The 24,494-nt window shown below is 67.3% G+C and carries 21 protein-coding genes; 9 read left to right on the top strand and 12 right to left on the bottom strand.

The genetic code is table 11. The features are described from left to right. Positions 1 to 103: 103 nt before the first annotated feature. The 5 genes from IP86_RS26720 to IP86_RS26700 all read left to right on the top strand — a co-directional run bounded on the left by IP86_RS26720 (position 104) and on the right by IP86_RS26700 (position 6,922). Entirely contained in the window at positions 104 to 985 is an 882-nt protein-coding gene (locus IP86_RS26720; protein WP_054165485.1) for a LysR family transcriptional regulator, read from the top strand. Between the two features lie 68 nt (positions 986 to 1,053). Next, a complete protein-coding gene (locus tag IP86_RS26715; RefSeq protein WP_156332632.1) occupies positions 1,054 to 1,416 on the top strand; it encodes a hypothetical protein in 363 nt (120 codons plus the stop codon). 55 nt (positions 1,417 to 1,471) lie between these two features. After that, positions 1,472 to 2,743 carry a divalent metal ion exporter subunit IhpA gene (ihpA, locus tag IP86_RS26710; RefSeq protein WP_054165483.1) on the top strand — a complete coding sequence of 424 codons (1,272 nt, stop codon included), beginning with the start codon at positions 1,472 to 1,474 and terminating at the stop codon, positions 2,741 to 2,743. Further along, positions 2,740 to 3,732 (top strand): divalent metal ion exporter adaptor subunit IhpB, encoded by a 993-nt coding sequence (gene ihpB, locus IP86_RS26705; RefSeq protein WP_054165482.1) that lies wholly within the window; start codon positions 2,740 to 2,742, stop codon positions 3,730 to 3,732. Before ihpA ends, ihpB begins: the two co-directional genes overlap by 4 nt. Next, positions 3,722 to 6,922 (top strand): efflux RND transporter permease subunit, encoded by a 3,201-nt coding sequence (locus tag IP86_RS26700; protein ID WP_054165481.1) that lies wholly within the window; start codon positions 3,722 to 3,724, stop codon positions 6,920 to 6,922. Before ihpB ends, IP86_RS26700 begins: the two co-directional genes overlap by 11 nt. A 45-nt stretch (positions 6,923 to 6,967) precedes the next feature. Here IP86_RS26700 and IP86_RS26695 read toward each other — a convergent pair whose 3' ends face one another. After that, positions 6,968 to 7,348 carry a response regulator transcription factor gene (locus IP86_RS26695; RefSeq protein WP_054165480.1) on the bottom strand — a complete coding sequence of 127 codons (381 nt, stop codon included), beginning with the start codon at positions 7,346 to 7,348 and terminating at the stop codon, positions 6,968 to 6,970. 325 nt (positions 7,349 to 7,673) lie between these two features. Between IP86_RS26695 and IP86_RS26690 the strand changes: the two genes are divergently transcribed. Both IP86_RS26690 and IP86_RS26685 read left to right on the top strand, forming a co-directional pair. Then, the gene (locus IP86_RS26690) at positions 7,674 to 8,294 is read left to right on the top strand and encodes a helix-turn-helix domain-containing protein (protein WP_082364281.1); all 621 of its coding nucleotides are present in this window, start codon (positions 7,674 to 7,676) and stop codon (positions 8,292 to 8,294) included. Between the two features lie 143 nt (positions 8,295 to 8,437). Then, positions 8,438 to 9,625, top strand: coding sequence for an acyl-CoA dehydrogenase family protein (locus IP86_RS26685; protein ID WP_054165479.1), 1,188 nt, complete (start codon positions 8,438 to 8,440; stop codon positions 9,623 to 9,625). Between the two features lie 498 nt (positions 9,626 to 10,123). On the opposite strand, the gene IP86_RS26680 is transcribed toward IP86_RS26685, so the two are convergent. From IP86_RS26680 to IP86_RS26670, 3 genes are all read right to left on the bottom strand, one after another. Next, on the bottom strand, positions 10,124 to 11,326 hold the full coding sequence (locus IP86_RS26680) for an ABC transporter substrate-binding protein (RefSeq protein WP_054165478.1): 1,203 nt from the start codon (positions 11,324 to 11,326) through the stop codon (positions 10,124 to 10,126). A 33-nt stretch (positions 11,327 to 11,359) separates the two neighbouring features. Beyond that, positions 11,360 to 12,886, bottom strand: a complete 1,527-nt coding sequence (locus IP86_RS26675; RefSeq protein WP_054165477.1) for an acyl-CoA synthetase — start codon at positions 12,884 to 12,886, stop codon at positions 11,360 to 11,362. 87 nt (positions 12,887 to 12,973) lie between these two features. Then, positions 12,974 to 14,056, bottom strand: coding sequence for an AraC family transcriptional regulator (locus tag IP86_RS26670; RefSeq protein ID WP_197279999.1), 1,083 nt, complete (start codon positions 14,054 to 14,056; stop codon positions 12,974 to 12,976). A 145-nt stretch (positions 14,057 to 14,201) separates the two neighbouring features. Between IP86_RS26670 and IP86_RS26665 the strand changes: the two genes are divergently transcribed. Beyond that, positions 14,202 to 15,191 (top strand): NADPH:quinone oxidoreductase family protein, encoded by a 990-nt coding sequence (locus IP86_RS26665; RefSeq protein WP_197279998.1) that lies wholly within the window; start codon positions 14,202 to 14,204, stop codon positions 15,189 to 15,191. A 21-nt stretch (positions 15,192 to 15,212) separates the two neighbouring features. On the opposite strand, the gene IP86_RS26660 is transcribed toward IP86_RS26665, so the two are convergent. After that, complete coding sequence (locus IP86_RS26660; protein WP_054165475.1) at positions 15,213 to 16,379, bottom strand: acyl-CoA dehydrogenase family protein; 1,167 nt, start codon at positions 16,377 to 16,379, stop codon at positions 15,213 to 15,215. Positions 16,380 to 16,523: 144 nt separating this feature from the next. After that, positions 16,524 to 17,567, bottom strand: a complete 1,044-nt coding sequence (locus IP86_RS26655; RefSeq protein ID WP_054165474.1) for a GMP reductase — start codon at positions 17,565 to 17,567, stop codon at positions 16,524 to 16,526. A 158-nt stretch (positions 17,568 to 17,725) separates the two neighbouring features. Here IP86_RS26655 and IP86_RS26650 point away from each other — a divergent pair, with 158 nt between their 5' ends. Beyond that, positions 17,726 to 18,631 (top strand): ketopantoate reductase family protein, encoded by a 906-nt coding sequence (locus tag IP86_RS26650; RefSeq protein ID WP_054165473.1) that lies wholly within the window; start codon positions 17,726 to 17,728, stop codon positions 18,629 to 18,631. Between the two features lie 225 nt (positions 18,632 to 18,856). Here IP86_RS26650 and IP86_RS26645 read toward each other — a convergent pair whose 3' ends face one another. From IP86_RS26645 to IP86_RS26620, 6 genes are read right to left on the bottom strand one after another with little or no spacing between them, the layout of a single operon-like run. Continuing rightward, on the bottom strand, positions 18,857 to 19,834 hold the full coding sequence (locus IP86_RS26645; RefSeq protein ID WP_054165472.1) for an ABC transporter ATP-binding protein: 978 nt from the start codon (positions 19,832 to 19,834) through the stop codon (positions 18,857 to 18,859). Beyond that, positions 19,831 to 21,246 (bottom strand): Asp-tRNA(Asn)/Glu-tRNA(Gln) amidotransferase GatCAB subunit A, encoded by a 1,416-nt coding sequence (locus IP86_RS26640; protein WP_054165471.1) that lies wholly within the window; start codon positions 21,244 to 21,246, stop codon positions 19,831 to 19,833. Before IP86_RS26640 ends, IP86_RS26645 begins: the two co-directional genes overlap by 4 nt. Continuing rightward, positions 21,243 to 21,437, bottom strand: coding sequence for a hypothetical protein (locus IP86_RS26635; RefSeq protein ID WP_054165470.1), 195 nt, complete (start codon positions 21,435 to 21,437; stop codon positions 21,243 to 21,245). The genes IP86_RS26640 and IP86_RS26635 overlap by 4 nt, the downstream gene beginning before the upstream one ends. Continuing rightward, complete coding sequence (locus tag IP86_RS26630; RefSeq protein ID WP_054165469.1) at positions 21,434 to 22,498, bottom strand: ABC transporter ATP-binding protein; 1,065 nt, start codon at positions 22,496 to 22,498, stop codon at positions 21,434 to 21,436. The genes IP86_RS26635 and IP86_RS26630 overlap by 4 nt, the downstream gene beginning before the upstream one ends. Position 22,499: 1 nt before the next feature. Then, positions 22,500 to 23,387, bottom strand: a complete 888-nt coding sequence (locus IP86_RS26625) for an ABC transporter permease (protein WP_054165468.1) — start codon at positions 23,385 to 23,387, stop codon at positions 22,500 to 22,502. A 16-nt stretch (positions 23,388 to 23,403) separates the two neighbouring features. Further along, positions 23,404 to 24,357 carry an ABC transporter permease gene (locus IP86_RS26620; protein ID WP_054165467.1) on the bottom strand — a complete coding sequence of 318 codons (954 nt, stop codon included), beginning with the start codon at positions 24,355 to 24,357 and terminating at the stop codon, positions 23,404 to 23,406. Positions 24,358 to 24,494: the final 137 nt, after the last annotated feature.

Here is a 24,494-nt window from a genome sequence, read left to right as displayed (position 1 = left end):
TGGGGCTAAGGCCGGCCTCTGACGGTCACATAACAGTCAACAGCTCTGCTTATGGTCCACACAGGTTTTCCTTGGGCACGGCAGACTTGGAGTTCGACACGAGATGGCGCTGACGGCGGCGCGGATGCGGGCGGTCAACGCCGTGTACGAGACCGGCTCGTTCGCCGCGGCGGCGCGCCGCATCGGCGTGTCGCAATCGGCGGTCGCGCAGCTGGTGCGCGACCTCGAGGGCGAGTTTCGCGTCGCATTGTTCGAACGCAGCGGCGCCAGCCTGATCCCGACCTCGCTGTGCCGGCAGCTCTACGGCGCGATCAGCAAGATGCAGGCGGTGGAGGCCGACGCGCTGTCGATCCTGCAGCAGCGCGGCGAGCCGGCCGGCGGCGAGCTGCGCGTCGGGCTCGGCAATTCGATGCCCGGCATGGCGCTGGTGGCGGCGTTCAAGCGGCTCTATCCCAAGGTGCAGGTCGCGATCGAGATCGGCAGCTGGTCCAACATCGTGGCTTCGGTGGTCGAGCAGCGCGTCGATATCGGCGTGCTGCCCGAGGTGCCGGAGGACACGCGGTTTCGCCGCGAGATCTGCCTGACGCAGCGCGTGGTGGCGCTGTGTCACCCGACGCATCCGCTGCAGGATCGCGCGCAAGTCTCGCTCGCCGAGTTGATGAATTCTCCGCTGGTGTTCCGGCCACGCGACTCGTCGACGCAGCGCACCGTCGATCGCGCTTTCCGCGACGCCGGGCTGCGGCCGAAGCCATCGCTGATCGTCAACACCCGCGAAGGCATGCTCGAAGCCGTCGCCAACGATCTCGGCATCGGCTTCATGTGGGAACACGGGTCGAGCCGCGCCGACGGCATCAGCAAGATTCCGGTGACGGAACTCGGCGCCGAAGTGCCCGAATGCATCTTCGCGCTCGCCGGCAAGAAGGGCCGGCTGGTCGAGCTGTTCTTCCATGCCCGCGGCGCGTCGGACCTCACCGGGACCGCGTAATATTATTGCGGCTCGACGGTGCGTCGTTGCACGTGTTACCAGACCGCCGTGCCATCCGAGTACCGAGCTTGACCCAGCAGCCGACATCCCACTTCCGCCTCCTGCGCAGGTTCCGTGCGCTGGCGGTCGTGTGCATGGCGGCCGCTTATTTGCTGTCGGGCCTGCTGCATAACTCCTGCGATCTCGACTTCGCCCGCACCGGCGGCGACGTACAGATCGCCTCGATTGCGCATGACGGCGCGTCCCACGACGACGGCGGCGCGCTCGCCGGGCATCATTGTCATAGCTGCTTCTCGGTGTCGGTGCCGGCTTCCCCTGCCCCCGCGCCTGTGGCGACGACGCTGGCTGCGACGCTGCTGAGCCATGCCACGGCGGCGCTGATCGATCGCGCTCACGGGCTCGATCCGCCGCCGCCAAAAACCCTGACCTGACCGCCATCGCCGAGCGCATCCGCGCCCAAGCTCTGCCGTCGATCAGGTTTTATCCATGCTTGTCAGGTCCGCCACGCGCCTCGCGTGCGCGTTGACATTGCTGCTCAGCCCCGCGCTGAGCGACGTGTCGCATGCACAAACTCTCACGCTCAAATCAGCGCTGCAGCGCGCGCTCGCCGCCAGCCCGCGGCTGACCGCCGCCGAGCGCGACATCGGCATCGCCACCGGCCAGCGCATCCAGGCCGGCACGCTGCTCAATCCCGAAGTGTCCTATGAGCTCGACAACGCGGCCGGTAGCGGCACCTATCGCGGCACGAAGTCGGCCGAGTCGACGCTGCAGATCAGCCAGCTGTTCGAACTGTTCGGCAAGCGCGACGCGCGGATTGCGGTCGGGCAGGCCGGTATCGAAGTCGCTGCGATCCAGCGCCGCGCGGTGCGGCTGGAGATCCTGTCCGACACCGCGATCGCCTTCGTCAGCGTGCTCGGGCTGCAGCAGCGCATCAGCATCCTCGATCAGCAGGTCGCGGCGATCGACAAACTAACTCCGCTGCTGCAGCGGCGGGTCGATGCCGGCGCGTCGTCGCCGGCCGAGACCGGCCGCGCCGAAGTGGCCTCAGCGCTGGTGAAAGCCGATCGTGAGCGCGTGCGCGCCACGCTGGCGAGCGCACGACGCGAACTCGCGGTGCTGATGGGCGACACCGCCCCGAAATTCTCGACCGTGGCCGGCCGGCTTGATGCGATCGGGCGGCCGCCGAGCTTTCAATCCGTGGTGCAGGCGATCGACGCCAATCCACAGCTGATGCGCTGGACCGCGGTCTATGCGCAACGCAACGCCGAACTGCTGCTGGCGCGGCTGAAGCCCTATCCGGACGTGCGCGTCAGCGCCGGCTGGCGTCACTACAACGAAACCAACGACGACGCGGTGCGGCTGTCGGTGTCGGTGCCGATCCCGGTGTTCGACCAGAACCAGGGCAACATCCTGTCGGCGCAGGAGAGCCTGGCGAAGACCGCCGCCGAACGCGCCGCCAATCGCAATACGCTGATCGTGCTGGCCGGCCGCGCCTACGACTCGCTGCAGGGCGCGCTCGCCGAACTCAAGGTGCTGCGCGAAACCGCGATCCCGAAGGCACGCGACGCTGCCGCCGCGATCGCGGAGGGCTACGGCCAGGGCCGCTTCTCGCTGCTCGAAGTGCTCGACGCACAAGCCAGCGTCGCCCAGGCGCAGCTGCGCGAGCAGGAAGCGCAGCAGAATTTCCACGTCGCCGTCGCCACCATCGAGGGGCTGGTCGGCAATCCGTTTTCACTGGCGCGGGGGAGCGCACGATGAACAGGACCGCAACGGTCATCGCGATCATTCTGGCCGCCGCCGCGGGCGCGCTCGGCACGCACTATCTGGCGCCGGACGAGCACGGCTCACAGGCCGAACACGCCCATGGCAAAGCTGCGGAGGGCGAGAAAAAGTCGGGCGGCCACGCCGAGCCTGACGAACACGGCGCCGAGCGCATCCTGCTCAGCGAGCTGAAGCTCGCGGCGGCCGGCGCGAGCTTTGCCGAAGCCGGCCCGGCGACGCTGAGCGACTCGCTGGCGCTGAACGGCATCCTGCGCGCCAACCAGGAGACGCTGGTGCAGGTGACGCCGCGGTTTCCGGGCCTGGTGCGCACCATCCGCAAGCGGATCGGCGATCCGGTGACCAAAGACGAGGCGATGGCGTCGATCGAGAGCAACCAGAGCCTGACCAGCTACGAGCTAAAATCGCCGCTCGCCGGCACGGTGATCGACCGCCAGATCTCGCTCGGCGAATACGCCTCCGAGCAGAAGCCGGCCTTCGTGGTCGCGGACCTGTCGACGATCTGGGTCGACCTGTCGGTGTATCGGCAGGATATCCAGCGCGTCCGCATCGGCGACGAGGTGCTGATCGATCCCGACGACGGCCGCGGCGAGATCAAGGGCAGCATCGCCTATCTGGCGCCGATCGGCGCGCTCGATACGCAAACGGCGCTGGCGCGCGTGGTGCTGCCGAACAGCGACGGACGGCTGCGGCCGGGGCTGTTCGTCACCGCCCGGCTGGTGCTCGCCAAGCGCGACGTTGCGGTCGCCGTGCGGGCCGGCGCGATCCAGACGCTGGAGAACAAGACCGTGGTGTTCGTGCGCGAAGCCGACGACGCGCTGGAGGCGCGGCCGGTGGTGCTCGGCGAACAGGATGCGCGCTTCGTCGAAATCAAGGCGGGCCTGTCGCCTGGCGAACGCTACGTCGCCGAGAACTCGTTCGTGGTGAAGGCGGAGATGGGCAAGGGGGAGGCCGAGCATGGTCATTGACAGCATCCTCGCCTTCTCGATCCGGCAGCGCTGGCTGGTGCTGATCGCCGGGCTCGGACTCGCCGCCTTCGGTGCGTGGAATTTCACCCGGCTGCCGATCGACGCGGTGCCGGATATCACTAACGTGCAGGTGCAGATCAACACCCAGGCGCCCGGCTACTCGCCGCTCGAAATCGAGCAGCGCATCACCTTCCCGGTCGAGACCGCGATGGGTGGACTGCCGAAGCTGTCCTACACGCGCTCGTTGTCGCGCTACGGGCTGAGCCAGGTCACCATCGTGTTCCACGACGGCACCGACATCTACTTCGCCCGGCAGCTGGTCAACGAGCGCATCCAGCAGGTGCGCGACCAGCTCCCGACCGGCGTCGAAATGGCGATGGGGCCGATCTCCACCGGGCTCGGCGAAATCTACATGTACACGGTCGAGGCCAAACCCGGCGCCACCAACGCCGACGGAAAGCCCTACACGCCGAGCGATCTGCGAACCGTGCAGGACTGGATCATCAAGCCGCAGCTGCGCAACGTGCCGGGCGTGATCGAGATCAACAGCATCGGCGGCTATCAGCGGCAATTCCACGTGCTGCCCGATCCGGGGAAGCTGATCGCCTACCGGCTCGGCTTCCGCGACCTGATGGTCGCGCTGGCGGCCAACAATGCCAATGTCGGCGCCGGCTATATCGAGCGCAACGGCGAGCAGTATCTGGTGCGCGTGCCCGGACAGGTCGGCACCGGCGCCGAGATCGAAGCCGTCGTGGTCGGCTCGCGCGGCGGAATTCCGGTGCGGATCAAGGACGTGGCGCAGGTGATCGAGGGCACCGAGCTGCGCACCGGCGCCGCGACGCTGAACGGCGAGGAAACGGTGCTCGGCACCGCGATGCTGCTGATCGGCGAGAACAGCCGCACCGTGGCGCAGCGCGTCGCCGCCAAGCTGCAGGAGATCGCCGGCTCGCTGCCGGACGGCGTGATCGCCCGCACAGTCTATGATCGGACCCATCTGGTCGAGGCCACCATCAAGACGGTCGAGAACAACCTGCTGGAAGGCGCCACGCTGGTGGTGGTCGTGTTGTTCCTGATTCTCGGCAACATCCGCGCCGCGCTGATCACGGCCTGCATCATCCCGCTGTCGATGGCGATGACGATTACCGGGATGGTCGAAACGAAAGTCTCCGCCAACCTGATGAGTCTCGGCGCGATCGATTTCGGCATCATCATCGACGGCGCGGTGATCATCGTCGAGAACTGCCTGCGGCTGCTCGCCGCCGCGCAGCATGACAAGGGCCGGCTGCTCAGCCTCGAAGAGCGGATGCAGACGATCCTGGCCGGCGCCAGCGAGGTGATCAAGCCGAGCCTGTTCGGCACGCTGATCATCGCGGTGGTGTATCTGCCAGTGCTGACGCTGACCGGCGTCGAAGGCAAGATGTTCACCCCGATGGCGCTGACCGTGCTGATGGCGCTCGGCGCCGCGGCGCTGTTCTCGATCACCTTCGTGCCGGCGGCGGTCGCGATCTTCGTCTCCGGCAAGGTGTCGGAGACTGAGAACATCGTGATGCGCGGCGCCAAGCGGATCTATCTGCCACTGCTGACACGCGCGATCACCTATCGCAAGACCGTGGTGCTCGCCGCACTCGCCATCACACTGGCGAGCGGCTTTGCGGCGACCCGGATGGGCGGCGAGTTCATCCCCAGCCTCGACGAGGGCGACGTCGCGCTCGCGGCGATCCGGATTCCCGGCACCAGCCTGACGCAGTCGCTCGCGCTGCAGATGGCGCTGGAAAAGCGCGTGCGGCAGATCCCCGAGGTGAAGGACTTCTTCACCCGCACCGGCACCGCCGAGGTCGCCACCGACCCGATGGCGCCCTCGATGTCCGACGGCTACATCATGCTGAAGCCGCCCGCCGAATGGCCCGATCCGGCGAAGACCAAGGCCGAGCTGGTCGAGGAGATCGAAAAGGCCGCCGAGGACATCCCCGGCGGCAACTACGAGATCTCCCAGCCGATCCAGCTGCGTATCAACGAGCTGGTGTCGGGCGTGCGCAGCGACGTCGGCGTCAAGATCTTCGGCGACGATCTCGACATTCTGCAGAACGCCGCCAGGCAGGTGCAGGGCGTGATCCAGGGCATCCGCGGCGCCACCGACGTCAAGACCGAGCAGGTCGCCGGCCTGCCGATCCTCACCGTCAAGATCGATCGTCCGGCGCTGTCGCGCTACGGGCTCAGCGTCGCCGACGTGCAGGGCGTCGTCGAGATCGCGATCGGCGGCAAGAGCGTCGGCAAGCTGTTCGAGGGCGACCGCCGCTTCGACATCGTGCTGCGGTTGCCGGAGCGGTTGCGCGTCAGCCCCGAGGCGATCCGCGCGATTCCGATTCCGCTGCCGCCGGCGGAGGAACAAACAACCGGACTCACCAAGGCGGCGATCGGATCGCAGGCGCTGCAGATGCGCCACATCCCGCTCTCCGCGGTCGCCACCGTCGAGGCCGCGCCGGGACCCAACCAGATCAGCCGCGAGAACGGCAAGCGCCGCATCGTGGTGACGACCAACGTGCGCGAGCGCGACCTCGGCTCGTTCGTCGCCGAGGCGCAGCAGGCCGTCACCGGGAAGGTGACGCTGCCGGCCGGCTACTGGATCGGCTGGGGCGGCCAGTTCGAGCAACTGGTCTCAGCGAGCAAGCGACTGACCATCGTGGTGCCGGTGGCGCTGCTGCTGGTGTTCCTGCTGCTGTTCATGAGCCTGAACTCGGTCGCCGACGCGCTCCTCGTATTCAGCGGCGTGCCGCTAGCCCTGACCGGCGGCGTCGCGGCGCTGCTGCTGCGCGGCATTCCGCTGTCGATCAGCGCCGGCGTCGGCTTCATCGCGCTGTCGGGCGTCGCGGTGCTCAACGGCCTGGTCATCATCGCCTTCATCGAGCGCCTGCGCAGCGAGGGCAAGCCGGTGATCGACGCGGTGCGCGAGGGCGCGGTGACACGGCTGCGGCCGGTGCTGATGACCGCGCTGGTCGCCTCGCTCGGCTTCGTGCCGATGGCGATCGCGACCGGCGCCGGCGCCGAGGTGCAGCGGCCGCTCGCCACCGTAGTGATCGGCGGCATCATCTCGTCGACGATCCTGACGCTGCTGGTGCTGCCGGCGCTGTATGTGCTGTTCCGCAGGGACAGCGCCGCCCGTGCCGAGGTTGCCGTGCAGGCGCGCGGATGATCGGATGCGGACAGGCGAGCCATCGACGCGTGCCACTGCGGCCGGTCAATTCCGGGACGATTGCGCCAGCGCCTGCTCGATACACTGCACCATCACCTGCGCGTCGAACGGCTTGCTCAGGAAGGCGATCGCCCCGAACGCCTTGGCGCGCGCCTCGGCCCGCGCTTCCGGGAATGCGGTGACGAATACCACCGGGCAGGCTCGGCGCTCGGCGAGTAGCCGTGCGTGCAGATCGAGGCCGCTGAGGCCGGGCATTTGCACGTCGGTGATCAGGCAGCCCGCCGAGCCGCACAGATCCGAAGCGAGATAATCCAGCGCCGACGCGAAGCCGCGAGCCTCGTAGCCCAGCGATCGCACCAGGGCCACGATGGCGATGCGGACGTTCTCGTCGTCGTCGATCACCGCTACGATCTTGCCGATGGTCATTGCTGCCATCCTCAAGAGTGATGCAGTGCGGGCCCACGTCCGCAAAGATTGCGGCAGCGGCCTGCGGGCGATAAGTCATACGATGGTTTTACGTCGCCGCCGCCCTTGCTCGGGCCGGCTGGACTTCGATCGGCGCCTCGCTCGGCAGGATTTCGCAGCGATTCCCGTCGGCCGTTAAACCTTGGTGTGATGGCGCCCATACCTACGCAGGCTGTTGCTGGCACGTTCGTGCAACTTTCCTCGTCACGCGTCACGCTGTTCGATGCCGCACGACGAGAAGCCATGGCCCCCTCGGCAATGGCGGCGAACGGAAGGCCACAGCGCCATGGAGCGGCCAGCAGACATCACGTCGGGCGAGACGACGGCCGACCCTTTCGTGTCGATCGCTGAATTCCTCGAAGAAGCCTCGGCCGCCATCGGAGGCAATCCGATCGTGGCACGGACCTGCATCGCCCGCGCGGCGATGCTGCTGCGCGAAGTCCAGGCGCGGCATGCGCCCGCCGGCGACAGCCCACAACGAAGCAGCGGCCCCGGCCTGGCGCGTTGGAAGCTCAATCGCGTGCTGCTGCATGTCGAACGCCGGCTCGGCGGCAATCTGCGCGTGCGCGATCTGGCTCGGCTGACCGGGCTCAGCCCCGGTCACTTTGCGCGGGCGTTTCACCAGAGCGTCGGCGTGGCGCCGCGCCACTTCCTGATCGAGCGCCGCATCGAACGCGCCAAGACGCTGATGCAGACCAGCGATATGACGCTGTCGGAGATCGCGCTCGCCTGCGGGCTCAGCGATCAGGCGCACCTGTCACGCCTGTTCCGCCGCCACACCGGCACCACACCGAACGCCTGGCGGCGGGAATGGCGGGGTGCCGATCCGCAGGGCCCGTCGTTCGTGACATCGCCCCGCCTCGCCGGCGACGGCATCCGGCGCAACGCCGACGCGCACGCCGGATAGACGCAGCGGCACGGCGGACGGGCGCCGCTTCGTGTCGCCAGTTCCGACTGATCCAAACGGCCAACCAGATTGACCGGCGACGCCATGTCTTCGGCCGAGGCCGATATCTACGGTCGACCGCCTCACATGGCGGGAGATCACAGGTGGATTTCGAACTTTCCAAGGACCACAAGGACATCAAGGCGCGCGCGGCCGCGTTCGTCGAGGAGGTGTGCCGGCCGCTCGAAGACAAGTGGGGCATCGACGACTACGCGGTCCCGCACGACGTCTTCATGGGCGTGGTCGCCAAGTTCCGCGAATACGGCTTTCGCGGCCTCGCGGTGCCGAAGGACGCCGGCGGCCAGGGCCTCGGCACGATCGCGAAGTGCCTGGTCTATGAGGAGATCGTCAAGTCGCCGGTGATGCACGGCCTGCTGGCGACGTGGTCCGGCTTTCTCGATCCGCATCCGGCGCTGTACGTCGCGCCGGAGTGGCAGAAGGAGGCCTATCTCTACCCGATCCTCAAAGAGGACAAGTTCTATCACATCAACATTTCCGAGCCCGGCGCCGGCTCCGACGCCGCCGGGATCGAGACTACCGCGGTGCGCGACGGCGACAATTACATCATCAACGGCATCAAGCGCTGGGCGCCGCCGCCGAACCATCCGGGCATCACGCCGAAATATCTGTTGTGCTACGCCGTCACCGATCCCGGCAAAGGCTATGAGGGCATCAGCCTGTTCCTGGTCGACTACCCGAACCCGGGCGTCTCGGTGCTCAAGGAATACACCACGATGGCGCCGGGCACCTATCTGGGCCGGAGCTGCGACTATCAGTACAAGGACTGCGTGGTGCCGGCCAAGAACCTGCTCGGCGCCGAAGGCATGGGCTTCCGCTACATGATGGATCAGCTCAACCGCAACCGCACCGTCATTGGCGCGCGGCTGACCGGCACCGCGCGCTGGGCGCAGACCCAGGCGGCGAAGCGCGCCCGCGAACGCGAGACCTTCGGCAAGCCACTGTCGGAGCGGCAGGCGATCCAGTGGATGCTGGCCGAGTCCGAGATGGATCTCGAGCAGTCTCGGCTGATGGTCTACAAGACCGCCTGGATGCTGGATCAGGGCCTCGACGCCCGCAAGGAAGCCGCGATGGTGAAGTGCTTCGCCCCGCTCGCCGCCTGCCGTGTCATCGACCGCGCCATCCAGATCCACGGCGGCCTCGGCGTGCTGCAGGAGAGCCGGTTCGGCCAGCTCTACTTCCAGAGCCGCATCGCCCAGGTCGCCGAAGGCACCACCGAAGTGATGAAAATGACCATCGCCCGCGAGGTGCTGAGGGCAAGTATGACGGAGTAAGCGGCTTGCTCCTGGGCGATCAGTATCAACAAACTTTCCGTCTCGCCACCGCCCTCTCCCCGTCATGCCCGGGCTCGTCCCGGGCATCCACGCCTTGCGGCCTCACCGCGATTAAAGGCGTAGATGGCCGGGACAAGCCCGGCCATGACGGCGGAGAGGTGATTGGACTAATCGTGGGCGCCTTGGATTGCCGTGCTTCGATGCTTGTCTCCTGGAGCGGTGCATCGTTTGATTGTAACGATCCGCCCCTTCCGAAAGCACTGAGTCCTCATCCTGAGGAGCCCGGCGAAGCCGGGCGTCTCGAAGGATGGGGGCCACGCGGGACTCGCGGCCCATGGTTCGAGACGGCGCTACGCGCCTCCTCACCATGAGGTTGTCCGTGTGGCAGGCGTTCCGGACCTTCAGCTCCGATTCAATGAAAAGCATAAATGCTCTAAATACAAAACGCCCGGCTTTCGCCGGGCGTTTTCATGTCAGCCGACGGTTGCACGGCCGTGCTTACTTCTCCGCGTCGATCACCGTGCCGATCGGCTTCCACCTTGTGCCGTCGAACTGCATCAACTGTTCTTGGCTCATCGGCGTGAAGTGGGTGGCGCTGGTGTTGAGCTTGATGCCGGGCAGCAGGATCGGCAGTTCGAGATCCTTGATGCTGGCGGCCTGTTTCATCAGGTTCTCGCGGGTGAGATTGTCGCCGCACGCCTTCAGCACGTGCTCGAAGGTCTGCGCGGTGGCGTAGCCGAACACGTAGTAGGTCTCGGAGGGATCGGCGCCGGGCATGTACTGCTTCATGAAGGCGAGATAGTCCTTCATCCCGGGATCGTCAGCCCAGGCCGGATCGTTCGGGTCCTTGCGGAACGCGACGGTGATCACACCCTTCGAATTCTCCAGTCCGGCCGGCACCAGCGTCGAGGAGATCGAGCCGGCGGCGTCGCTCAAGAGGTGCAGCGCATCCCATTTGGTCTCGACCATCTTCTTGATCGCCTGCGCGGAGAATTTCGGCGTCGAGATGTCGAGGAACACGTCGGCGCCGGTCGATTTCAGCAGCAGGATCTGCGAGTCGACGGTCGGCTCGGTGATCTCGTAGCTGAGCTCCTTGACGATCATGCTGGCGGCCTTGTCGCCGAGCCCGTCGCGAAAGCCCTTGGCGTAGTCGCGGCCGAAATCGTCGTTCTGATACAGCACCGCGACCTTCGCGTTCGGCCGCTCCTGCAGCAGATATTTGGCGTAGATCACGCCTTTGGCGTGGTTGTTCGGCTGCCAGCCCATCGACCACGGATAGGTCTTCGGCTCGGACACGCGGTTGGCGCCGGTGCCGAGGAACAGCCCCGGCACCTTCTTGGTGTTGAGATATTTCTGGATCGCGAAATTGGTCGGCGAGCCGAAGGTGCCGACGATCGCCAGCACCTCGTCGCTCTCGACCAGGCGGCGGGTCTGCTCGACGGCTTTCGACGGGCTGTAGCCGTCGTCGAGCGAGATCAAATTTATCTTGCGACCGTTGACGCCGCCCGCGGCGTTGAGCTTTTCGAAATACGCCGTCATCGCCTTGCCGATCGCCGCGAAGCTCGACGCCGGGCCGCTATACGGCATGGTCTGGCCGATCTTCACCTCGGTGTCGGTGACGCCCGGGCCGTAGTCTTTCGCCTGTGCGGCGGACGCGACGATGCACGCGGCGGCGCAGGCCGCTGCCATCAGCTTGTTCATGATGTTGTCCTGTGTGGTGAGAGATGCGGCGGATCAGGCCGGCTGGAGATAGCGCTGCTTCAGCACGTGCTTGAACAGCTTGCCGTTCTCCTGCCGCGGCAGTTCGGGTTCGAAGTCGATCGAGCGCGGGCATTTCACATGCGAGAGCTGGTTGCGGCAGAACGCCATCAGCTCCTCCGCCAGCGCCGGCGTCGCCCGCGACGGATCCCTGAGTTGAACGACCGCCTTGACCTCCTCGCCATATTCCAGGTTCGGCACACCGAACACCGCGACGTCGGCGACCAGCGGGTGCAACGCCAGGCAGTTCTCGATCTCGGCCGGATAGATGTTGACGCCGCCGGAGATGATCATGTGCGACCGGCGGTCGGTGAGATACAGGAAGCCGTGGTCGTCGAGATAGCCGACGTCGCCGATCGTCGACCAGCCCTGCGCGCTGCGCGAGCGCGCCGTCTTGTCGGGGTCGTTGTGATACACGAAGGTCGGCCCGTCGAAATACACGTCGCCAATCTGGCGCGGCCCAAGTTCGTTGTGGTCCTCGTCGAGGATATGGATGGTGCCGACGCAAGCGCGGCCGACCGAGCCGCGATGTGTCAGCCAGTCGGCGGTCGAGATGCAGGTCGCGCCGTTGCGCTCCGAGCCGGCGTAATATTCCCAGACGATCGGGCCCCACCAGGCGATCATCTGCTCCTTCAGTTCGGGCGGGCACGGCGCCGCGGCGTGGATCGCGCAGGCGTGCGACGACAGATCGTAGCTGGCGCGGACCTCGTCCGGCAGCCCGAGCAGGCGGAAGAACATCGTCGGCACCCATTGGCTGTGAGTGACGCGATAGCGCTCGATCGCCGCCAGCGCCTGTTCGGCAGCGAACTTCGTCATCACCACCGCGGTGCCGCCGCTCTCCAGCGTCCGCATCGTGAAGCGCAGCGGCGCGCCGTGATACAGCGGCGCGGGCGACAGATACACGGTGGTGTCGTCGAAGCCGAAATTCTCCCGCACCCAGTCGCCGGAGGCCTGCGCCTGGCGCAGGTTGGCGAACAGCGGCTGTTTGATGCCCTTCGGCCGACCAGTGGTGCCGGACGAATAGAAGAAGTCCTTGCCGACCGGGCCGTCCGGGATCTCGATCATCCGGTCGAACTTGCCGAGCTCCTTGGCATAATCGAGGCTGATTTCCTGGCCGCCGCCGACCGTGAAGATCGTGCAGCCGTGCGGGTTGTCGGCCGCCAGCGCCTTCACCGCTTCGGTGAAGCGGGCGCCGGCGAAGAACACCTTGGCGCCGCTGTCGCGAACGATGTAGGCGGCCTCCTCCGGCTTCAGATGCGTGCTGACCGGCGTGTAGTACACGCCGTGGCGGCGTGCGCCCCAGATCAGTTCGAAATAACGCAGGTCGTTGTCGAGCAGAATCGCGATGCCGTCGCCGGCGGACAGCCCCATCCACATCAGCAGCTGCGTGACCGCGTTGGCACGACGGTCGAGTTCGCGATAACTAATTTCATCGTCGCCGAACGCGATGCGCGCGGCGATCTTGTCGGGATGGCGTTCGGCCCAGTGGCGCAGTGTTGGCATCTCTTCCCCGTGACCGGCCTTGAGGATGGCCGATTGCGGGGATTATCGTTTCATCCGCGTTCGCACTGAATGACCACGCGCGCCATTTCAGTTGGCGGAATCCGACCGCCCGGCCGGCGCGGCAGCATGGCGCTCACGAAACTCGCCCGGCGCCAGTCCGGTCCAGCGGCGGAAGGCGCGGTGAAACGTGCTGAGTTCGGAGAAGCCGAGCGACAGCGCCACCTCTTCCAGCGGCAGACGCGACTTCTTCAGCATATGGGTCGCGACGTCTCGCCGCACCTGATCCTTGATCTCCTGAAAGCCGCACTGCTCGTCGTCGAGCAGCCGCCGGCGCAAGGTCTGCGGCGACATCGCCAGCATGCCGGCGACGTCCTCCAGCGACAGCGTGCGCTTCAGATTGCGGCGCAGAATGCCGCGGACGCGCTCGGCGACGCTGGCGTCGTCGCGATAGCGCACCAGCAGCGCGCTCGGCATCGACGCCAGAAAGCGGCGCAGCCGCTGCTCGTCCGGCATGATCGGCAGGTCGAGCAGTTCGGCATCGAACCGGATTTCGGTGCGCGGCTGGTCGAACAGCATCGGCGCGCGATACACCGGCTCGAGCTCGGAGCTGAACGCCTCCTCGGCAAACACATAGTGCACGGTGATCAGCGGCAGCCGCCGTCCGACCAGCCAGCACATCAGCCCGTAGGTGAACATCAGGATCGCGCCGTTGACCATGCGGCGCCGCTTCGGCTGTTCGATGGTGTCGGTGACGTAGACCGAGGCGTCGTGGTCGCCTTCGGCGAGGCGCACGGCGAAATCGTCGACCACCAGATGATAGAACTGACAGCCGATGCGGATCGCGTCGCGCAGCGTGGCGCAGTGGATCAGCAGCCGGCACATCATCCGGAACGTGCCGGGTTTGATCGGCCGGCTGCCGAGCAGCCACAATTCGTCGCGCGTGATCCGGGTCAGCAGCGCGATCATCCGCGCGAACTGATCCTGCGGCAGCCGCGCACCGGGCTGCTCCAGTTCGGCCGGGCGGATCCCGGCCCGCGCCAGCAGGCGATCGATGTCCAGGCCGGCCTCGCGCGCGCCACTGAGGATCAGGCCGACATAGCCCGTGTCGATCGCGGAGCGGGATGGGGCCGCACCGCGCGGCGCGGTTCGGCGTGAGGGGATGTCCGGCATGGCCGGCAGGATAGCGACGCCGGCGGGCCGTCGCCAGAGCCAGCTTGGCGCCTGTCGCCAACCGGAACGATCGATCCGGTCATTGCGCCGCCGCCGCATTGCCGCCAAGCCGGCCGACGCAGAGGAAGCCAAGCGAGGGAGCCGCATGATGCGCGCGTTGATGAGCTGCGAGCCGGGCGGGCCGGAGACGCTGGAACTACGCGACGTGCCGGATCCGATCGCAGGGGACGGCGAGATCGTGATCGCGACGAAGGCTTGCGGCGTGAACTATCCGGATCTGCTGATGATCCAGGATCTCTATCAGGTGAAGGCGCCGCGCCCGTTCGCGCCGGGCGCCGAGATCGCCGGCGTGGTGACGGCGCTGGGTCCGAACGTCAGCGGCTTTCGGGTCGGCGACCGCGTCGCGGCGCGGATCGGCACCGGCGGCATGGCCGAAGCCGTGGCGGTCGACGTCGCGCGCTGCACGCCGATTCCGGACGGCATGTCGTTCGCCGATGCGGCGGTGATGCAGTTCACCTTCGAGACCGCGCTGTACGCGCTGCGCAACCGCGCGCGACTGCGGCCCGGCGAGACCGTGCTGGTGCTCGGCGCCGGCGGCGGCGTCGGCATCGCGGCCGCGCAGGTCGCGCGCCAGCTCGGCGCGCGGGTGATCGCGGCCGCCTCGTCCGACGACAAGCTCGCTTTCGCGCGGCGCCACGGCGCCGCCGACGGCGTGGTGTATCCGGCGGCCGCGCCGGCCGACCGCAAGGACATCAGCCGCCGCCTGAAGGCTGTGGTCGGCGCCGGCGCCGACGTGGTGATCGATCCGGTCGGCGGCTGGCTGCCCGACACCGCCATCCGCTGCGTCGCGGACGGTGGCCGCTACGTCGTGCTCGGCTTCACCGCCGGCATCGCGTCGCTGCCGCTGAATCTGCCGCTGCTGAAGAATTGCGACGTGCTCGGCGTGAACTGGCGAACCTTCACGCTGACACAGCCGGAGCTGCTCGCCGCCAACAAGGCCGATCTCACCGGCTGGTACCAGCAGGGCGCGCTGTCGGCCGGCATCACCGCGACCTTCCCGCTCGCCCGCGGCGGCGAGGCGATCCGCCTGATCGCCGACCGCCGCGCCGTCGGCAAGATCGTGGTCGAGATCTGAGCCGGGCCGGACTCTGGTCGATCAGTACGACTTGGCCAGCCCCAGCACCTTCTCGGCGATGAAGCTGAGCGCGAGCTGCGGGCTGACCGGCGCGATGCGCGGGATCATCACTTCACGCAAGTAACGCTCGACGTGATACTCCTTGGCATAGCCGAAGCCGCCATGGGTCATCACCGCCTGCTCGCAGGCCGAGAATCCGGCCTCGCCCGCCAGATATTTCGCCGCGTTCGCAGCGGCGCCGCACGGCATGCCCTTGTCGTATTGCCAGGCCGCCGACATCACCATCAGCCAGGCGGCTTCGAGCTCGACCCAGTTCTTGGCCAGCGGATGCTGGATCGCCTGGTTCTGGCCGATCGGCCGGTTGAACACGATGCGCGTCTTGGCGTAGTCCGCCGCCCGCGCCAGCGCCAGCTGGCCGAGCCCGACCGCTTCGGCAGCGATCAGGATGCGCTCGGGGTTCATGCCTTCGAGGATGTAGTGGAAGCCCTTGCCCTCCTCGCCGATCCGATCCTCGACCGGGATCTCGAAATCCTCGAAGAACAGCTCGTTGGAATCGACGATCTTGCGGCCCATCTTCTCGATCTCGTGGACCTTGATCTTGCTGCGATCGAAGTCCGCGTAGAACAGGCTGAGGCCGTGGGTCGGTGACTTGACCTCGTCGAGCGGCGTGGTGCGCGCCAGCAGCAGAATCTTGTGCGCGACCTGCGCGGTCGAGATCCACACCTTCTGGCCGTTGACGACGTAGCGATCGCCGTTGCGCACCGCGCGGGTCTTGAGCTGGGTCGTGTTGAGACCGGTGTTCGGCTCGGTCACCGCGAAGCACGCCTTCTCGCGTCCTTCCACCATCGGCGGCAGCATGCGCCGGCGCTGCTCCTCGGTGCCGAACACCACGACGGGATTGAGTCCAAACACATTGATGTGCACCGCCGAGGCGCCCGACATGCCGGCGCCGGACTCCGAAATCGTCCGCATCATGATGGCGGCTTCGGTAATGCCAAGGCCCGAGCCGCCATAGGCTTCCGGCACGCAGATGCCGAGCCAGCCGGCGTCGGCCAGCGCCTTGTGGAAGTCGTGCGGGAAGCCGCCTTCGCGATCCTTCTTCAGCCAATAGGCGTCGTCGAAGCCGGCGCAGATCTTGGCGATCGCGTCGCGGATGGCTTCCTGCTGGTCGGTGAGGGCGAAGTCCATGGCTGGCTCTTGTTTGGCTTTTGCTGGTGCGTTTCCCGCGCGCCCGCGGCGCGCCGGCGCACAATGCCATCCCGGGCCGTGCAGGCAAGCACAACCCAGATCCGCGCCGAGCGAATTCCGAGAGACGGCAGAAAACGCCGCGGCTCAGCGATCGAACACGGTGTTGCGCTGGGCGTTCACCAGGATGAAGGTCGTCCGCTTCGGGATCTCCTTCAGCTTCTCGGCGCCGATGTAAGTCATCGCCGAGCGCAGCCCGCCCGCGATGGTCTCCACCGTGGCCCGCACCTCGCCCCGATATGGAACCTCGACGGTCTTGCCCTCCGCCGCGCGATAATCGGCGACGCCGCCGTGATACTTGTTCATCGCGGTCGCCGACGACATGCCGTAGAACACCATGCCGGTCGGCACCTGGCGGCCGTCCCGCTCGACATACTTCAATTCGCCGCCGCATTCGTCGTGGCCGGCCAGCATGCCGCCGAGCATGACGAAATCCGCACCGCCGCCGAACGCCTTGGCGAGATCGCCCGGCACGGTGCAGCCGCCGTCGGAACAGACGTGCCCCTTGAGGCCGTGCGCGGCGTCGGCGCATTCGATCACCGCGGAGAGCTGCGGATAGCCGACGCCGGTGAGATCACGCGTGGTACACACCGAGCCGGAGCCGATGCCGACCCGGACGATGTCGGCGCCGGCGATCACCAGCGCCTCGGTCATCTCCGCCGTCACCACCGTGCCGGCCATGATGATGGCGTCCGGGTTTTCGTCGCGCAGCTTCGACACCGCGCGGACGAACGCCTCGGTGTAGCCGTTGGCGACGTCGATGTTGAGCATCGGCACCTTGGTCTTGCTCTTCACGGCGGCGAGCCGCTCCCAATCGGCGGCGCCGCTGCCGACGGTAAGGAAGACGTTCGGATCCGGATGCTGATCGAGATAGGCCGCCAGCCGCTCCGGATCGTAGAATTTGTGCAGGGCGACCAGCGCGCCGAACGGCCGGAACGCCTCGGCCATCTCGATGGTGCCGATCGTATCCATGTTGGACGCGATCAGCGGGAAGCCGGTCCATCCGCGGCGGGCATGGCGGAAGCCGAGCGTGCGGCTGATGTCGGCCTCGAACCGCGACGACAGCACCGAGCGCTTCGGCCGGATCAGCACGTCGCGGAAGTCCAGTTTCGGGTTCAGGTCGATGTGCACGCCAGGGTCCTCTGTCGGTGAGCGCCGAAGGATAAGAAGCATTGGTTGCGCAATGGTTCGCCCCTGCAATGCGCAAATGGTCGCCTGCGCCGGAGGCGGGTTGCGGCCCCCCGCGAAGCGCTCCAGAACGAGCCGGAGCGAAGCCAGAGGACAAGCCAATGAAAGTCGCGGTGATGGGTGCGGGCGCCGTCGGATGCTATTTCGGCGGGCTGCTGGCGGAAGCGGGCCACGAGGTCACGCTGATCGGCCGGCCGAACCATGTGGCGGCGATCAACGAGCGCGGCCTGCTGCTGGAGACCAAGGCGGGCAAGCGATTCATCCCGCTCAAGGCGGCGACCGGGCCGGACGCGATCGAGCCGCCGGATCTGGTGCTGGTCTGCGTGAAATCCGCCGACACCGAAGCAGCCGGTGCCGCGCTGGCGCCGCGGCTGAACCCGGACAGCGCGGTGCTGAGCCTGCAGAACGGCGTCGACAATCCGCAGCGGCTGTCCGGACCGATCGGCCGCCCGGCAATCGGCGCGGTGGTCTATGTCGGCACCGAGATGGCCGGGCCGGGTCACGTGCTGCATCACGGCCGCGGCGATCTGTTGATCGGCGACTCCGCGCAGAGCGAGGCGATCGCCGCGGCGCTGACCGCCGCGCACATTCCCACCACCGTGGTGCCCGATATCGATCAGGCGCTGTGGTCGAAGCTGATCCTGAACTGCGCCTACAACGCGCTGTCGGCGATCGCCGACATGCCCTACGGCCCGCTGATGCAGATCGACGGCACGCGCGCCGTCGTCGACAATGTGGTGGCCGAATGCATCGCCGTGGCCCGCGCCAGCGGCGTCGCCATTCCGGACGATCTGCACGACAAGGTGCTGGCACTGCCCGGCATGATGCCGAGCCAGAAATCCTCGACTGCCCAGGACCTCGCTCGCGGCAAGCCCGGCGAAATCGACTTCCTCAACGGCTTTGTGGCCCGCCGCGGTGCGGAGCTTGGCGTCCCGACGCCGACCAACCTCGCGCTGCAAGTGTCCGTGAAACTGATCGAAGCCAGCCGCGGCATCGGCGCGCGCTAGAGCGCTTCATCGATCGATTGAAGCAATCCGGCCTACCAAAGGCACTGAGCCCTCATCCTGAGGAGCCCGGCGTAGCCGGGCGTCTCGAAGGATGGGGCCACGCAGTGCCTGTAGCACATGGTTCGAGACGGCGCTGCGCGCCTCCTCACCATGAGGATGTGCCTGTGGCGCGGGCTGGACATCATCAAGCCTGATCCACATGAAGCGGGGCGTTCTAAACTGCAGCTACGCCGTCGCCAGTGCCGGCTCCACCAGAATGCACCGCGCGGTGCGGCCGGGCCCCACCTGCACGTCGGGTGGCAGACCCTCGGTGCAACGCGGCTGCGCATGGGCGCAGCGCGGCGCGAAGGAGCAGGCGGTCGGCGCCTTGTCGAGCGAGGGCGGCGCGCCGGGGATCGTCTCCAGCCGTGCGCCGCGCTTGGCGCCGTGCACCGTCGAGGCGAGCAGGCCTTGGGCATAAGGATGCAGCGGCGTCCGCACGATCTGGCTGAGACTGCCCTGCTCGATGATCTGCCCCGCATACATCACGGCGACGCGGTCGCAGATCTCGATCGCGACGCCGATATCGTGCGTCACGAAGATCACCGACATGCCGAACTCGCGCTGCAGCTCGCGCAGCAGCAGCAGGATCTGGATCTGCACGGTGGCGTCGAGCGCCGTGGTCGGCTCGTCGGCCAAGAGAATCTTCGGCCGGCAGGCGAGCGCCAGCGCGATCATCGCGCGCTGCCGCATGCCGCCGCTCATCTCGTGCGGATAGGCATCCAGACGACGCTTGGCCGACGGGATGCGCACCACTTCGAGCATCTCCAGCGCGCGCGCCATCGCGTCGCGCTGGCTCTTGCCCTCGTGGCGCATCACCGTCTCGGCGATCTGCTGGCCGATGGTGTAAACCGGATCGAGCGCCAGCGCCGGCTCCTGGAAGATCATCGACACCGCCTGGCCGCGGAAGTTCGACAGCGCGTCGTCGTCCATTGCCAGCACGTCGCGGCCCATCACCTCGACCTTGCCGGTGATCGTGGTGCGCTTCTTCGGCAGCAGCCGCATCAAGGCGCGCAGCGTCACGCTCTTGCCCGAGCCGGACTCGCCGAGCAGGCCCAGCACTTCGCCCTCGCCGAGCGTCAGGCTGAGATTGTTGACCGCGTGCACGGTGCGGTCGCCGCCGAAGCGGATGTTGAGATCGCGGACCTCGACCAGATTGCTCATGCGGGCTCCGGCACCTTTGTGTGGAAGTCGGTGGCGCGCTGCCAGGCCGCGCCGATGCGCAGCAGCGTCGCCTCGTCGAAGGCGCGGCCGAATAGTTGCAGGCCGATCGGCAGGCCGCTCGCCGCAAAGCCGCACGGCATCGCCAGCGACGGCAGGCCCAGATAGTTGATCGGCCGGGTGAAGCGCGTCAGCCGCTGGATCACCGCCTCGGCGTTCAGGCTGTTGCCGACATCGCTCTCGGCGATGGTCGGCGCCGGCACCGGCGACACCGGCGCCAGCACGGCATCGACGCCGTCGATTGCCGCGACGAATTCGGCCAGCGCCACGCCGCGCCAGCGCATCGCTTCGAGATAGCTCAGCGCCGGCACGCCGAGCGCGTTCTGCAGCCGCATCAGCACCTGCGGGCCGTAGTCCTGCGGCCGCTCGCGCATCCATTGCGCATGAAAGCCCGCGGCTTCGACGGCGAGGACCAACTGACTCGCCGCGGTGAGCTGGCGCTGCTCCGGCAGCTTCACTTCGACGACCTTCGCGCCCTCGCGAACAAGCGTCGCCTTGGTCTCGTCGAGTACGCGCGAGACGTCGGCGTCGAGATCCTCGACATAGAACGCGCTCGGAATGCCGATCGTCATGCCCTGCAGCGAGCCGCGGGTCGCCGCCAGATAGTCCGGGACCGCGCGAGTCGACGTCGTCGGATCGGCCGGATCGACGCCGGCCATCAGCCCGGTGAGCAGCGCGCAATCTTCGGCGGTCTGCGCCAACGGGCCGACCGTGTCGAGCGACTGCGACAGCGGCATCGCGCCGGCGCGGCTGATCAGCCCGACCGTCGTCTTGAGGCCGGTGACGCCGCAGAAGTGCGCGGGCATCCGGATCGAGCCGCCGGTGTCGGAGCCGAGCGCCGCAAACGTCAAGCGCGCCGCGACCGCGGCGCCGGAGCCCGACGACGAACCGCCGGTGATATGCGCCGGGGCCCACGGATTGCCGACCGCGCCGTAATGCGCGTTGTGGCCGGTCGGCCCATAGGCGAACTCCGACATCTGCAGCGAGCCGAGCCGGACCGTGCCTTGGTCCTTCAGCCGCTGCAGCGCGGTCGAGGTCGTGGTCGCGACGTAGTCCTTGCGGATCTTCGAGCCGCAGGTCACGACATGACCGGCCTCGTAGTACATGTCCTTGTGGGCCAGCGGCACACCGTGCAGCACGCCCTTGCTGTCCCCACGCGCCAGCGCGGCGTCGGCCGCATCTGCAGCAGCGAGCGCGCTGTCAGCTTCGATCGACATGAACGCATTCAGCGTCGGCTGCGCCTTGGCGATGCGATCGAGACACGCCTGCGTCACCTCGCGCGACGAAAGCTTCCTGGCCGCGAGCGCGGCGGCGACTTCGGTCAGCGTCAGCAGCGCCGGATCGGACACGCTCATCGGGCGGACTCGTTCTGCACGGCGACGTAAGTCGCCGGCTCGAGATCGAACGGCAGCGTACCGGCGATCGGCGCAAAGCCTTCGAACGCCGGGCCGATCGAATTGGCGATCCGCGCGGCGACCTCGTCGTCGACCGGCAGGCCGGCGATTTCCGCCATCGGCTTGATCACGGCGGGGGCGGGTTTGATCATCGGGCGGTTTCTCCTCTTGGGGCGCGGCTGTGGCCGGAGCCCGGAATGGCCATGAAGCATGCCGCCTGATGGCCGCTCGCGTCCAGTGTGGTCAGCTTCGGAGTGGTCGCGCCGCATAGCGGCTCGGCGAACGGGCAGCGGGTGTGGAAGCGGCAGCCCGCCGGCGGATCGATCGGGTTCGGCGGATCACCGGAGATCGGCGGCACTTCCGTGCGCTTGTCCGGATCGGACGACGGCATCGCGGCCAGCAGCGCGCGCGTATAGGGATGCGCCGGCTGATCCCACACCTGATCGACCGGGCCGAGCTCGACGACTTCGCCGAGATACATCACCAGCACGCGGTCGGAGATGTAGCGCACCACGTTGAGGTCGTGGCTGATGAACAGATAGGTCAGGCCGAACTCGCGCTTGAGGTCGACCAGCAGATTCAGCACCTGCGCTTCGACCGATTTGTCGAGCGCCGACACCGCTTCGTCGAGGATCACCAGCCGCGGCGACAGCGCCAGCGCGCGGGCGATGTTGACGCGCTGGCGCTGGCCGCCGGAAACTTCGTGCGGATAGCGATTGGCAAACGTCTCGGGCCGCAGCCCGACCTTGCCGAGCAGTTCGCGCGCCAATGCGCGCGCGGTGGCGTCGGCCATGCCGTGCACCTTGGGGCCGAACGCGATCGACTCCTCGATGGTGAGGCGCGGGTTCAGCGACGCGTAGCTGTCCTGAAACACCATCTGCATGCCGCGGCGCAGCTCGCGCAGGCTGAGTTCGCGGCCGACCGCGCGGCCGTCGAAGATGATATCGCCGCCATTGCGCGGCATCAGGTGCATCAGCAGGCGCGCGGTGGTCGACTTGCCGCAGCCGGATTCGCCGACGATGCCGACGGTCTCGCCCTTGGCGATGGCGAACGATACATCGTCCACCGCCCGCACCGTCTTGGCGGCGCCGAACAGCCCGCCGCGCACAGGGAAGTGCTTGGTCAGCCCCTTGACGTGCAGTAGCGGCTGCGCCGCGCCGCCGAGATCCTCGATCGGTTCGAGCATGTCCGGAATGTCTGCGATCTGCGTCATGTCAGTTCCTGATATCCATGGCGCTGCGCATGCCGTCGCTCAGCAGATTGAAGCAGATCGACACCGCGAAGATCATTACGCCGGGCAGCGCCGCCACCCACGGGTTGACGTAGATCGCGGTGCGCAGCGTATTCAGCATCAGGCCCCATTCGGGCTCCGGCGGCTTGGTGCCGAGACCGAGGAACGACAGGCCGGCGGCGAGGATCATCGACACCGAGATCAGCCCGGTCGCGTAAACGAAGATGGGCCCAAGCACGTTGCCGAGCATGTGCACCCGCATGATGGTGAACGGCCCGGCGCCGGAGGCGCGCGCCGCCTCCACGAAATCCATGTTGCGCACGCCGGTGGTGACGCTCTCGGCGACGCGGGTGATCTGCGGCAGGAACACGACGGTCAGCGACACGATCGAATTGGTGATGCCGGCGCCGAGCGCGCCGGAGATCGCGATCGCCAGCAGCACCGAGGGAAACGCGTAGAACACGTCGACGGTGCGCATGATCGCGGTGTTGACCTTGCCGCCGACATAGCCGGCGACGAGGCCGAGCGAGGTGCCGAGGACGAAGGCGAAGATCACCGGCAGGATGCCGATCAACAGCGACAGCCGGCCGCCATAGATCAGCCGCGCCAGCATGTCGCGGCCAAGCTCGTCGCTGCCGAGCGGATAGTTCGGCGTGCCGATCGGCTTCAGCCGGCGGATCATCGAGCCCTGATATGGATCGGCGAGATGCAGATACGGCGCGAAGATCGCCGACAGCAGGATCAAGAGGAGAATCAGCGCGCAGGCGATGCTGACCTTGTCGCGCAGCAGGCGGCGGCCGACCGTCGCCCAATAGCCGCGCGACGGGCCGGCAGGCGCGGTCTGCACGGCGGTGTCGGTGATGGTGCTCATCGATGATCCCCCTCGCTCAGGCGCGTTTAATGCGCGGGTCGATCGCGGCCTGCGCGATGTCCACCACCAGATTGAGGAACACAAAGAACAGCGCCAGCACCAGGATCGTGCCCTGCAGCAGCGGCAGATCGCGCTGGAAGATCGCGGAGTTGAGCAGCAGCCCCGAGCCGGGCCAGGAGAACACCGTCTCGATCAGGATCGAGCCGCCCAGCATGTAGCCGAGCTGCAAGCCCATCACCGCCAGCGCGGTCGGCGCGGCGTTCTTCAGCACGTGACGGAACACTTGCGTCTCGCGCAGGCCCTTGGCGCGCAGCGCTTCGACGAAATCCTGAGAGAGAATGTCCCCGGTGAGTGCCCGCGCCGTGCGGGTGACGATGCCCATCGGAATCACCGAAGTGGTTATCGCCGGCAGCACCAAGTACTTCAGATGCGCCCAGTCCCAAGCCCACTGCCCTGAGCCACCGGGGCCGGCGCCGACCGCGGGCAGCCAATTGAGCTGCACCGAGAAGATGATCACCAGCACCATGCCGAGCCAGTAATGCGGCACGGAGACGCCGGCGATCGCGATCGAGGTCGAGACCTTGTCGATCCAGGTATCGCGGAAGTAACCGGCCAAGAGGCCGAACAGCAGCCCGAACGAGAACCCGATGATCGCCGCGGCGATCGCCAGCATCACGGTGTTACTCACCGCGCGCAGCACTTCGGCCAGCACCGGCCGGCCGGTCGCGATCGAATTGCCGAGATCGCCGTGCAGCGCCTTCCACAGCCACAGCCCGAATTGCACCGGCAGCGGCCGATCGAAACCGTAGGCGGCGCGCAGCTGCGCCGCGAGTTCCTGCGACGCGTCGGCCGGCAGCACCGCCACCAGCGGATCGCCGGGCGTGATGTGCACCAGCATGAAGCAGACCAGCGCGACGCTGATCACGATGGGGATCACATAAACGAGGCGGCGGGCGATGTAGACGAGCACTGGTCACCTTCGAGTGGCAGAGCCAGCAGCGGCTCCTTCTTCCTTCTCCCCTTGTGGGAGAAGGTGGCGCGGACAACGTCCGCGCCGGATGAGGGGTGAGGCGGCACGACACGTCTCCGCGTCGCCCCCCCCCCCCC

It is taken from the genome of Rhodopseudomonas sp. AAP120, assembly GCF_001295845.1.
In the GTDB taxonomy this organism is placed as follows: Bacteria; Pseudomonadota; Alphaproteobacteria; order Rhizobiales; family Xanthobacteraceae; genus Rhodopseudomonas.
Note: the sequence above shows the minus strand (reverse complement) of the source record. Positions and strands in the feature narration are given on the sequence as shown.